Origin of the sequence: Amycolatopsis sp. NPDC102389 (assembly GCF_044765885.1) — a bacterium.
Classification (GTDB): Bacteria; Actinomycetota; Actinomycetes; order Mycobacteriales; family Pseudonocardiaceae; genus Amycolatopsis.
The window spans coordinates 326,006-337,389 of sequence record NZ_JBIWKX010000002.1 but is presented as its reverse complement, the minus strand read 5'-3'; the positions used below and the strand labels follow the sequence as shown (position 1 = coordinate 337,389).

Annotated in this window: 9 protein-coding genes; 1 reads left to right on the top strand and 8 read right to left on the bottom strand. The window is 70.0% G+C overall.

The genetic code is table 11. From position 1 onward, the window contains the following. Window positions 1-24 precede the first annotated feature (24 nt). The 5 genes from ACIRGA_RS03485 to glmS form a co-directional block, all read right to left on the bottom strand. A complete protein-coding gene (locus ACIRGA_RS03485; RefSeq protein WP_192747853.1) occupies window positions 25-1,116 on the bottom strand; it encodes an ABC transporter ATP-binding protein in 1,092 nt (363 codons plus the stop codon). 4 nt (window positions 1,117-1,120) lie between these two features. Continuing rightward, window positions 1,121-2,548 carry a xylulokinase gene (gene xylB, locus ACIRGA_RS03480; RefSeq protein ID WP_400936126.1) on the bottom strand — a complete coding sequence of 476 codons (1,428 nt, stop codon included), beginning with the start codon at window positions 2,546-2,548 and terminating at the stop codon, window positions 1,121-1,123. Beyond that, window positions 2,538-3,353, bottom strand: coding sequence for a DeoR/GlpR family DNA-binding transcription regulator (locus tag ACIRGA_RS03475; protein ID WP_400936125.1), 816 nt, complete (start codon window positions 3,351-3,353; stop codon window positions 2,538-2,540). The genes xylB and ACIRGA_RS03475 overlap by 11 nt, the downstream gene beginning before the upstream one ends. Before the next feature lie 235 nt (window positions 3,354-3,588). After that, complete coding sequence (locus ACIRGA_RS03470) at window positions 3,589-5,028, bottom strand: NAD(P)H-hydrate dehydratase (RefSeq protein ID WP_400936123.1); 1,440 nt, start codon at window positions 5,026-5,028, stop codon at window positions 3,589-3,591. A gap of 14 nt (window positions 5,029-5,042) precedes the next feature. After that, window positions 5,043-6,905, bottom strand: a complete 1,863-nt coding sequence (glmS, locus tag ACIRGA_RS03465) for a glutamine--fructose-6-phosphate transaminase (isomerizing) (RefSeq protein WP_400936121.1) — start codon at window positions 6,903-6,905, stop codon at window positions 5,043-5,045. Window positions 6,906-7,034: 129 nt separating this feature from the next. Here glmS and ACIRGA_RS03460 point away from each other — a divergent pair, with 129 nt between their 5' ends. Then, a complete protein-coding gene (locus ACIRGA_RS03460; RefSeq protein ID WP_400936119.1) occupies window positions 7,035-7,859 on the top strand; it encodes a dienelactone hydrolase family protein in 825 nt (274 codons plus the stop codon). Between the two features lie 100 nt (window positions 7,860-7,959). Here the strand turns inward: ACIRGA_RS03460 and ACIRGA_RS03455 are convergent, their stop codons facing one another. Genes ACIRGA_RS03455 through ACIRGA_RS03445 form a run of 3 tightly spaced genes read right to left on the bottom strand, consistent with a single transcriptional unit; the run spans window position 7,960 to window position 11,257 of the window. Continuing rightward, window positions 7,960-8,502: a hypothetical protein gene (locus tag ACIRGA_RS03455; protein ID WP_400936118.1), complete on the bottom strand. Its 543-nt coding sequence runs from the start codon at window positions 8,500-8,502 to the stop codon at window positions 7,960-7,962. A 29-nt stretch (window positions 8,503-8,531) separates the two neighbouring features. Continuing rightward, entirely contained in the window at window positions 8,532-10,946 is a 2,415-nt protein-coding gene (locus ACIRGA_RS03450) for a hypothetical protein (RefSeq protein ID WP_400936116.1), read from the bottom strand. After that, window positions 10,943-11,257 (bottom strand): hypothetical protein, encoded by a 315-nt coding sequence (locus ACIRGA_RS03445; protein ID WP_044855706.1) that lies wholly within the window; start codon window positions 11,255-11,257, stop codon window positions 10,943-10,945. Before ACIRGA_RS03445 ends, ACIRGA_RS03450 begins: the two co-directional genes overlap by 4 nt. Window positions 11,258-11,384 lie beyond the last annotated feature (127 nt).

Here is an 11,384-nt window from a genome sequence, read left to right as displayed (position 1 = left end):
ACCACCAGTTTCCCACGAACCGGCTCAGGACAGGCGCGCCCCGTCGGTGGCGGAGAACACGTGCAGCTCGTCGGGACGGATCCGCAGGTGCAGGGTGTCGCCCATGGTCGGCGGCGTGCGCGGGTCCACCCGGGTGACGACGTTCGACTTCGAGCCCTCGGCGTCGGTCTCGGCGAGCTTGCCGTAGACGTACGCGTCCGAGCCGAGCTCCTCGACGAGGTCGACCTTGATCGGCAGCGTGCCGTCTTCGCTGGTCGTCACTTCGAGCGACTCCGGACGGAAGCCGAGGGTGACCGTGTCGCCGTCGGCCTTGGCGAGGATCTCGCGGGTCAGCGGCACCCGCGCGCCACCCAGCTCGGCACCGTCTTCGGTGAGCTTCGCGGTGACGAGGTTCATCGCGGGCGAGCCGATGAATCCGGCGACGAAAGCGTTTGCGGGCCGGTCGTACAGGGCGCGCGGGGTGTCGCACTGCTGCAGGAGACCGTCCGAGAGGACCGCGACCCGGTCGCCCATCGTCATGGCCTCGACCTGGTCGTGCGTGACGTACACGGTGGTGACGCCGAGGCGGCGCTGCAGCGCGGCGATCTGCGTACGGGTGGAGACACGCAGCTTCGCGTCGAGGTTCGACAGCGGCTCGTCCATGAGGAAGACCTGCGGCTCACGCACGATGGCGCGGCCCATCGCGACGCGCTGACGCTGGCCACCGGAGAGCGCCTTCGGCTTGCGGTCGAGGTACTGCTCGATGTCGAGCAGCTTGGCCGCGTCGAGCACCTTCTGCTTGATCTCCGAAGCCGGGCGGCCCGCGATCTTCAGCGCGAAGCCCATGTTCTGGCCCACGGTCATATGCGGGTACAGCGCGTAGTTCTGGAACACCATCGCGATGTCGCGGGCACGCGGCGGCAGCTGCGTGACGTCGCGGTCGCCGATCCACACGGCGCCTTCGTCGATGTCTTCGAGGCCCGCGAGCATCCGCAGGCTGGTGGACTTGCCACAGCCGGAAGGCCCGACCAGCACGAGGAACTCGCCGTCGGCGATCTCGAGGTCGAGTGCGTCCACGGCGGGCCGCTCGGAGCCCGCGTAGCGCCGGGTCGCCTTGTCGTAGGTGATCGTGGCCATCGGTTCAGTCCTCTTTCGGTTTCGCGGAAATGCCGTGCCCGAGTTCGCGGGCGTCGAGATGCCGTCGCTGGATCCGGCGCCCCTCGGCGCGGTCCGCTTCGGTCGGCTCGAGTGGGGTGTGACCGTGCTGTTCCTGCCAGCGGGGAGGTTCCGTGCTGGAAGCGAGGGCCCAGGCCGCCTGCCGCGCGGCACCGACCGCGACGTACTCGGCGACTTCGGGGATGACGACGGGCACGCCGAACACGATCGGCGCGACCGCGCGAACGGCCGCCGACTGCGCGCCGCCACCGATCAGGAGGACGCGACGGACTTCGAGCCCCTGCTCGCGCAGGGCGTCGAGACCGGCGGCCAGACCGCACAGCATTCCTTCGACGGCGGCGCGCGCGAGGTTTTCGGGCGTCATGTTCGCGCGGGTCAGGCCGAAGAGCGTGCCCCTGGCGTCCGGGAGGTTCGGCGTCCGCTCACCGTCGAGGTACGGCAGGAAGGTGAGGCCGCCGGAGCCGGGAGTCGCGGCGAGCGCCAGCTTGTCGAACTCCGCGAGCTCGACGCCGAGCATCGCGGACGTGGCGGTCAGTACGCGGGCCGCGTTGAGGGTGCAGGCCAGCGGGAGGAAACGGCCGGTGGCGTCGGCGAATCCCGCGACGATGCCGGAGGGGTCCGCGCTCGCGGTCTCGGAGACGCCGAAGACGGTACCGCTGGTGCCGAGCGAGACCACGACATCGCCGGGGGCGAGTTCGAGACCGAGCGCGGCGGCCATGTTGTCGCCGGTTCCGGCCGAGACCAGGATCCCGTCCGGCGTGTGGCCCGCGGCTTCGGCGGGGCCGATGACCTTGGGCAGTTCGGGAGTCCGTCCGCCGAAGGCGTGCGCGAGGAGATCCTTGCGGTATTCGCCGGTGGCGGACGAGAAGTAGCCGGTGCCGGAAGCGTCGCCGCGGTCGGTGACCGGCTCGGCGCCGTCGCCCAGCAGCCGCCAGGTCAGCCAGTCGTGCGGAAGCAGGACACGGGCGACGCGATCGGCCAGCTCGGGCTCGTTCTCCGCCATCCAGCGCAGTTTCGTGACGGTGAAGCTGGCGACCGGCACCGAGCCGACGGACTTCGCCCAGCTCTCCGGACCGAGCTCGCCGCTGAGATCTTCGGCCGCCTTCGCGGACCGGGTGTCGTTCCACAGCAACGCGGGCCGGACGACCTCGCCTGCCTCATCGAGGGCGACCAAGCCGTGCTGCTGACCGCCGATGCCGATGGCACCGACACCGTCGAGCAGGCCGTCCGTGGCCTCGCGGAACGCGTCCCACCACGCGGCGGGCGCGACCTCGGTGCCGTCGGGATGCGAAGCGCGACCGGTGCGGACGATCTCGCCGGTGTTCGCGTCGCACACGACGACCTTCGTCGACTGGGTCGACGAGTCGATTCCGGCGACCAGCTCAGAACTCATATTCCGGGCCCTCCGGTGCGCATTCGACCTGCTCGATGGCGGTCCCCGCGGTCAGCGCCGCCTCGATCTCCTCGGTCGGCGTCTCTTCATCGGTGATCAGGAGGTCGTAGTCGCCGATGTCGCCGTACGCGTAGGTGGCGGTGCGGCCGAACTTGGAGTTGTCGACGACCAGGACGTTGCGATCCGCCGTGCGCAGCGCGGCTTTCTTGAGCTCGGCGTAGTCCTGGACTGGGTGGAACAGGCGGCCGACCGCGACCGCGGCGACCGAGACGAACGCGATGTCGGCGTGCGTGCGCTCGAGGAACGCGACGACGTCCGGGCCGGCGCACGAGTCGAACTCGTGGTGATAGCGGCCGCCGGCCAGGACGACCTCGACGCTCTTGGCCGGGCCGAGGATGCGGGCGGCTTCGAGCGAGTTGGTGATGACGGTGAGGTCTTCGATCTGGCCGAGGCGGCGGACCAGCGGGAAGAGCGTCGTCGAGTCGTCGACGAAGACCGTCTGGCCGGAGTGGACGTGCGCCGCGGCGGCCTCGCCGAGCGCGTCCTTGGTGGCCTGATTGAAGGTGTCGCGGAAGCGGGCCGCCGACTCCATGGTCGTCGCGGGGTAGGCCTCGACCTTGCCGCGGAGTTTGCGGAGGAGGCGGCGCTCGGCGAGTTCGTCGAGGTCGCGGTGCATCGTCATCAGGCTGACGCCGAACCGGGTGGTGAGGTCGTCGATGCGGACCTCGCCGGTGGCGATGACGTGGTCGAGGATCTCCTGGCGCCGGTGCTCGACGGCGGCGTCCGAGGGCCTGGTCTTAGACATGGGCGACACCGTTCACGACCCGGACCTTCGCGGTCTCGGCGGGGTGGGTGTCGGCGCTCACACCTGCTTCTTACCAGATTATTCGCCCAGAGTTAACACGTAACTCGATAACTCCCGAATTTTTTCCCACTCCCGCCGCCTGCCCGGCCGACCTGCGTTTAGCCCCCTAATCGCGCTCTGCGGGCGGGTGCCATCAGAGCGCGGTTAGGGGGCTAAACGCAGGTCGTAGCCCTGGTCAGGAGGTCAGGGATCGGACGGACCGGATGGCGTCCGGGACCGCGGCGAGGATGCCGGAAGCCGAGGTGGGGGCACCGTCGGCGGCGAGGGACCCGGCCAGCGAGTGGACGTGCGCGGCCGCCCCGGCCGCCAGCCACGGGTCGAGCCCGGAGGCGAGCAGCGCCCCGACCAGACCGGACAGCACGTCGCCCGAACCGGCCGTCGCGAGCCAAGACCCCCGCGGCGTGTTCACCAGCGCGCGCCCGTCCGGCGCCGCGACCACCGTGCAATGCCCCTTCAAGAGCACGACGGCGTCGTATTTCCGCGCGGCCGAACGCGCCGCCTCGACCCGGTCCGCCCCTGGCGGCGAACCCATCAGCCGCTCGAACTCCCCCGCGTGCGGGGTCAGCACGAGCGGCGTGTCCGGATCGCGCGCGTCGAGCACGTCGGGCGAACGCGCGATGATCGTCGTCGCGTCGGCGTCCGCGCACACCGGCACGCCCCGGCCGAGCACGAAGCGCAACACGTCCCGCCCCTCGTTCCCGGTGCCGATCCCCGGCCCGACGACCCACGCCTGCACCCGGCCCGCGTCGGTCACCGATCCCGTCGCGATGATCTCGGGCCACTGCCCGCGCACCACGTCCGCCGCGTGACCGGCGTACCGCACCATCCCGGACGTCGCCCGCACCGCCGCGCCGGCCGCGAGCACGGCCGCCCCCGGATACGTCGCCGATCCGGCGGCAACCCCGACCACGCCCTGGCTGTACTTGTCGTCGTCCGGCCCGGGCACCGGCCAAGCGGCGGCGACATCCGCCGTATCGAGCCGCTGCAGATCGGGGTCGGTGAGCCGCAATCCGATGTCCACCAGGAACACCTCGCCGCAGGACGCGGGCGCGAGGGCGTGCACCGGCTTGAGCGCGCCGAAGGTGACGGTCCGATCCGCCACGACAGCCGGGCCATCGACGGCGCCGGTGTCCGGATCCACCCCACTCGGCAGATCGACGGCCAGCACCGGCGAACTCACGTGCTCCAACAACGCGGCCGCGTCCGGCCGCAGCGGCCCGCGCGCCGAAATGCCGACGATCCCGTCGACGACGAGATCGGCGCGGCTGATCCACTGTGGACCGTCCTCAAGGGACACGACCTTGCCGCCGGATCGCTTCAAGGCGGCCAAACCCGGGCCGTGCGCGCGTTCAGGCTTCAGCAGGATCGCCGAAACGGCCACGTTGCGGCGACGCAGGAAAGCGCCCGCCCACAAGGCGTCACCGCCGTTGTTTCCCGACCCGACGAGCAGCGTCACCCGCCGCCCGGACACCGATCCCGTGTGCTCCGCGAGCATCTCGGCGGCGTGCACCGCGAGACCGAAAGCCGCTCTCCGCATGAGCTCGCCATCGGGAGTGACGGCGAGCAACCGGTCCTCCGCCGCGCGAATCCGTTCCGTGGTCCAGATTCCCTGCACGACGCCTCCGGTCTCTATTCGACGGTGACCGACTTCGCCAGGTTACGCGGCTTGTCGACGTCGTACCCACGCGTGCGGGCGATCTCGGCGGCCAGCACCTGCAGCGGCACCGTGGAGACCAGCGGCTGCAGCAGGGTCGGGACGGCCGGGATCTCGATCAGCTCGTCGGCGAACGGGCGGACGGTCTCGTCGCCTTCCTCCGCGATCACGATAGTGCGGGCACCGCGCGCCTGGATCTCGCTGATGTTCGAGACCAGCTTCGAGTGCAGCACCGCGCGTCCCTTGGGAGACGGCATCACCACGACGACGGGCAAGCCTTCTTCGATCAGGGCGATCGGACCGTGCTTGAGCTCGCCGGCCGCGAAGCCCTCGGCGTGCATGTACGCGAGCTCCTTGAGCTTCAGCGCGCCTTCGAGAGCGACCGGGAAACCGACGTGACGGCCGAGGAACAGCACGGCCTTCGAGTCGGCGATCCGGCGGCCGAGGTCGCGGACCTGGTCCACAGTGGACAGGACCTTCTGCACCGCCGCGGGCATCGCCTCGAGTTCGGTGAACTCGCGGGCGACCTCGTCCGGATACTTGGTGCCGCGGGCCTGCGCGAGCGCGAGGCCGACCAGGTAGTTGGCCGCGATCTGCGCGAGGAACGCCTTGGTCGAGGCGACACCGATCTCCGGACCGGCGTGCGTGTAGAGGACGGCGTCGGACTCACGCGGGATCTGCGCGCCGTTGGTGTTGCAGACGGCCAGGACGCGGGCCTTCTGCTCGCGCGCGTGGCGGACGGCTTCGAGGGTGTCCGCGGTCTCGCCCGACTGGGAGACGGCGACGACCAGCGTCGCGCGATCCAGCACCGGGTCGCGGTAGCGGAACTCGCTGGCCAGCTCGACCTCGACCGGGAGGCGGCACCAGTGCTCGATGGCGTACTTGGCGACGAGGCCCGAGTGGTACGCGGAACCACAGGCGACGACGAAGACCTTGTCGACGTCACGCAGGTCCTGGTCGGAGATGCGCTGCTCGTCGAGGATGATCCGGCCGCCGTCGAAGTGGCCGCGCAGCGTGTTCGCCAGCGCCTCCGGCTGCTCCTCGATCTCCTTGAGCATGAAGTACTCGTGGCCGCCCTTTTCCGCGGCCGACAGGTCCCAGTCGACGGTGAACGGCTTGGCCTGAGCGGCGTCGCCGTGGAAGTCGGTGACCTCGTACCCGTCGCGGGTGATCACGACGAGCTGGTCCTGCCCGAGCTCGACCGCTTCGCGGGTGTGCTCGATGAACGCGGCGACGTCGGAAGCGACGAAGTGTTCCCCCTCGCCGACGCCGACGACCAGCGGCGACGAACGGCGGGCGGCGACGACGGTGTCCGGCTGGTCGGCGATGGTCACGACCAGGGTGAACGCGCCTTCGAGACGACGGCAGACGGCGGCGACGCTGGCCGGGAAGTCGCCCTTCGTGTCGCCTTCGGTGTACGCGCGGGCGATCAGGTGCGCGGCGGTCTCGGAGTCGGTGTCGCTCGCCATCTCGACGCCGTCGGCCTCGAGCTCGGCACGCAGGGCGGCGAAGTTCTCGATGATGCCGTTGTGCACGACGGCGACGCGCTGGGAGGCGTCGCGGTGCGGGTGCGAGTTGCGGTCGACCGGGGCGCCGTGGGTGGCCCAGCGGGTGTGGCCCATCCCGGCGGTGCCGGTGAAGGCGTCCCTGCCGACCGTGTCGAGCTGGGTCTCCAGGTTGGCCAGGCGGCCCGCTTTGCGCTCGACGTTCAGCGCGCCGGCGCCGTCGAGGACGGCGACGCCTGCCGAGTCATAGCCGCGGTACTCCATCCGGCGAAGCCCGCCGATGACGACGTCCAGGGCCGGGCGGTGTCCGACGTATCCCACGATTCCACACACGGCCACCAGCCTAACGACGGAAATTCGGCCCCTTCGCCCGGGCGGCCGCGCGTCGCGTTTAGCGGGCTAAACGCGCTCCGCGGGGCGGCGCGCGGGCCGGACGGGGGTGCGGGCAGTAAGGTCACGAGCATGGCCAGCAAGCCCAAGCAGCTGCTCGCGGAGCTGTCCCACCCAGGTCCGCACGACGTTCTGCGCGGCAACCTCGCCCTGGTCGGACTGCCCGGCGTCGTGTTCACCCCCCGCTCCGGGCTCGGTCTGCCCGCGATCGCGTTCGGGCACGGCTGGCTGCAGCCGACCGGGAGCTACCGGCACCTGCTCCGGCACCTCGCGAGCTGGGGCATCGTCGCGGCGGCTCCGGCCACCCAGCGCGGGCCGCTGCCTTCGCACCGGCTGCTGGCCGGCGACCTGCTCACCACGCTCGAGCTGATCACGAAGGTGCGCCTCGGGCCGGACGGCATCAGCGTCGACCCGGCGAAGCTCGGCCTGGCCGGGCACTCGACCGGTGGCGGTTCGGCGGTGCTGGCCGCCGCGCAGGCGGCCGAGAGCGACGAACGGCCCGAGATCCGCGCCGTCGCGACCATCACCCCCGCGCAGACGCTGCCGCCGGCGACGGTGTCGGCCCGGTCGGTGACCGTGCCCGGCCTGCATCTCGCGGCGAGCGAAGACCTGGTCGCGCCGCCGGTCGGCCATGCCGAGGCCATCGCGGACGCGTGGGGCGGGCCGGTGCAGCTGCGGACGCTCGGCAAGTCGTCGCACCTCGGCGTCACCGAAGGCAGGCACTGGAGTCAGCTGCTGCTGCACGGGAAGCCGCATCGCGGGACCCAGCAGCTGGCGCGGGCGCTGTTCACCGCCTTCTTCCTTACTCACCTGACGGGGACGACGAAGTACCAGCCCCTGCTGGACGCCGACGTCAAACGCGCCCCCATCGAGCTCCAAGACGAACCCGCCGCCTGACCCCCCGGATCGCGTTTAGCCCGCTAAACGCGATCCGGCACCAGGGCAACGAGAAGGGCCCGGCTCTGGCGAGCCGGGCCCTTGAACGCGGTGAACCAGGTCAGTCGACCATCCACGAGTTGTTCGAGAAATCGTCGTCGTCGAAGCCCTTGTCGTCACGGGCGTGACGACCTCGACGGCGCGCGGGTGTGCCGGGCGCCTCAGGCGGCGCGGCCGCGACACTCGGAGCGGGCGTCGGCGCCGCGGGCGGGACGTCCACCGTCGTCGGCATTCCGGGCACACCAGGAGCGACCGGAGGTGGCGGCGGCGGAGCCACCGGCCTTGACGCATCAGGACGCGCGGAGAACTCGGCGAACCTGGCGTCCGGCTTGTCGTCGTCCTCGATGTCGAAGCCGATCGTGTGGCTGCGGTCGGCGGTCGTCTTGCCGGTCAGCCAGCCGCCCGCCTCCTTGCTCCGCTTCCCCAGCTCCTGCATGTGAGCGGCGTACTTGTCGTGGATGGCGGCGTCCTTCTGCATGGTGTCCACCGCCTGGGCCTTGGCGTCGGCGAGATGCCGCTCCCGCAGCCCGCGCTGCTCCAACTGCTCCGTGATGGCGGCGTCCTGCCTGGACATGGCGGCCGCCAACCGGTCAACAGCGCTCATCGGTCCTCCCTCGTTCCCCGGTCAGGCGATCATCGCTCGTAACTGATCGAACGGTCGCCACCCTCGTCGTCGAGCGATCCGCTGATCCGGCCGCCCGCGCCACTGGTCTCGAAAATGCCACCCTCGACGCGGTACTGGCTCGACCCGCGTTGCGTGTCACCCCCGCCACCACCGGCCGCGCCGCCCATGGCGCCCATGCCACCCATCATGCCGCCCATTCCGGCGGGCGAGCTTCCGGCACCGCCGCCGGCGCCCGCGGGCGCCGGATCCATGCCGCCGGGAGCCATCCCGAGACCGCCTTCGGCCCCGGCCGGCTGCGCGCCGCCCCCGGACTGCATGCCCGGTTCCAGCGAACCGGCCTCGTTCAGCGACCCCGCGGAACCACCGTCGATGGCGCCACCAAGGGCACCTTCGAAACTGCCTCCGCCTCCGCCGCCACTGGCGGTCGGAACGGTGCCATCGGCACCTGAAGCGCCACCACCGGCGGAAGCTTCGGCTCCCGCGGCGACCGCGCCGGTCCCTTCGGCGCCGACACCGACCTCGACGCCGCCCGGAGCACTGAAGCCACTGCCACCGCCGCCGCCGGGCGCCATGCCGCCGTCGACCGGGGCGGGCATCGTGCGAATGTCGTCGGGCTTGCCGGGCTGCGGGTTTCCGGGATTCCGGTCGTCGAGGCCGTTCTTGAGGTCATCGGTCTTGAGGTCGTCGCCGACCTTGAGGTCCTTCTTCTCACCCTTTTCGTCGAGGGTGTAAGTGGTCGGCTCGCCCTTGCCGTCGTCGACGGTCACCACGGTCGGGCCGTTCGGGCCGTCCGGCTGCTCAGCGGTGATCTTGAGGTTGCCGTCCTGGATGTGGATCTTGCCGTCCGGGCCGGGCCGGTAGACGCCGTCGGCGCCGGGCTCGCCCTCCTTGACCGTGCCCTTCGGCCCGAACTCGCCTTCCTTACCGTCTTTGCCCTCTTCGCCGGGCTTGCCGTCCTCGCCCTTCGGGTCGTCGAAGTCGAGCTTGTAGTCCTTCTCGTTACCCTTGCCGTCGTCGACCTTGATGTCCATTTTGCCGTCTTTATCCGGCTCGGTCATCTCGATCTTGTTGTCGCCCTTTTCGACGGTCATGGTGTCCTGACCGTCGATGCCGTCCTTGATCGCCTCACCCGTCGCGGGGTCGATCGGGTAGGGCTTGCCGGTTTCGGGGTCCAGCTCGAGCGGCTTGCCGGTGACCGGGTTCGTCCCCTCGGCGGGCTTGTCCTCGGGCTTCGGCGCGTCCGGAACCGTGGCCGCCGGCGGAGTACCGCCGCCGCCACTTCCGCTGCCCCCACCGCTGCCGCTGCCGCTTCCACCGCCGCTGCCACTGCCACTTCCGCCGCCACTGCCGCCACCAGTGTCGCCGCCGCCCTTGTTCTTGCCGTCGTCAGGGGGCGGCGCCTTCTCGGAGCCGGGCGCGGGGAACGGGTTCGTGTAGTCCTCCATGAACCGCGAAAGCTCGTGGTACTGCGTGTTGATCGTGTCGGTCGCGTTCTTGCAGAGCTTCTTGAAGTTCTCGAACCGCTCACCGAACTCGGTGGCGAACGAGCCCTTCAGCCACTGCTTCGCGGCCCCGATCGCGTAGTCCTTGTTCTCGTCGTTCAGCTTGCAGTCGTCGTCACGCAGCCGTTCGGCGAGATTGTTGCCCGGACACGCGGAGTCGAGCCAGTACGCGACGTCCATGAGCTTTTCTTTGGAGTCGACCTTGCCGTTCGCGATCTCGACGACCTGCTTCGCCGTGAACAGCGGCGCCGTGGCGACCTTGTCGACACGCAGCTTCAGCGTTTCGTCGACCTTCAGCTTGAGCGCGCTGTAGATCTTGTCGATGGTCGACGGCACCAGCTTGATGGCACCGTCCATCTGCGCGATGAGTTCCTTCGCGTCGGGCTGGATCCGCTGTTCGTACTTGACCTTCGCGGCCGTCGCGCCCTCGCCCTTCCAGTCGTGGAAGAGCGTGGTCAGCGCCGCCGACGCGTCCTTCTGAGTCTGCTCGACGGCCTTCTTCGCATCGCCGAGATCCTCGACCTCGTCGAACATCTTCTGGAAGTTGATCTCACGGTTCTCGTGGAACCGGTCCCAGATGTCGGTCTTGTAGCTGATCTCGTACGGCTTGTCCGGCATCTTGTTCCAGACCTGCTCGGCCCAGTCGGAGAAGAAGTCGAGCGCCGGCTTCCCGAGGTCGAGCACCTGGTCGGATTTGGTGGTGGAGCCACCCGCGGCCGGCCGGGACATGGAGTCGAGATCCTTGTCGGCCTGCTTCGTTTCGTTCGCCTGCTTCTTGTCCGCCGCCGCGTTCGAGTCACGTTCGGCGATGGCCTTCTCGTAGGCCTCGTCCCCGCCGAAGAGCAGCTTGTCCTTCGTGCCCTGTGTGATGTACGGGTCGTCGAGGAGGGCCTGCTTCTGCTCCCACGTGTACTTGCTCATTGCGTCCCCGCCTTGTTGGCAGCCGCGGCGTTCGCCTGGTCGGATGAGGTGTAGCGGGTCGACGCGGTGCTGACCCCGCCGGCGAGCTGGGTGAGCTGTCCCGCGTAACCCTTCATCGCGTCGGAAATGGCGAGGATCCCGGTGGCATAGCCCTTTTGGTAGTCCTTGTGGACCCGGCCGAAGTCCGCGGGCTGGACCTGCGTCGGCCCCACCTTCCCCGCCTCGGACGTCGTGTTCTCAGCCGCGCGATCCAACGACGTCGACGCCGTGAGCATCGCCTCTGAATCGGCTTTGTAGCCCCCGTCCGGCATGACCGGTGCCCCCTTCGTCCCGCTGTATCCGCCTCGTTGTCCTACCTACGACGCACGCCGGCGGCATCAGGTGCCATCGCATATGCACACAGAATGTACCCAGCGGTCATCAGGACCGCAGGGACAT

Coding starts and splice junctions, on each gene's coding strand:
- ACIRGA_RS03455 (WP_400936118.1), bottom strand. CDS start 8,502: ATGAGCGCTGTTGACCGGTTGGCGGCCGCCATGTCCAGGCAGGACGCC.
- ACIRGA_RS03475 (WP_400936125.1), bottom strand. CDS start 3,353: ATGTCTAAGACCAGGCCCTCGGACGCCGCCGTCGAGCACCGGCGCCAG.
- ACIRGA_RS03485 (WP_192747853.1), bottom strand. CDS start 1,116: ATGGCCACGATCACCTACGACAAGGCGACCCGGCGCTACGCGGGCTCC.
- xylB (WP_400936126.1), bottom strand. CDS start 2,548: ATGAGTTCTGAGCTGGTCGCCGGAATCGACTCGTCGACCCAGTCGACG.
- ACIRGA_RS03450 (WP_400936116.1), bottom strand. CDS start 10,946: ATGAGCAAGTACACGTGGGAGCAGAAGCAGGCCCTCCTCGACGACCCG.
- ACIRGA_RS03445 (WP_044855706.1), bottom strand. CDS start 11,257: ATGCCGGACGGGGGCTACAAAGCCGATTCAGAGGCGATGCTCACGGCG.
- ACIRGA_RS03460 (WP_400936119.1), top strand. CDS start 7,035: ATGGCCAGCAAGCCCAAGCAGCTGCTCGCGGAGCTGTCCCACCCAGGT.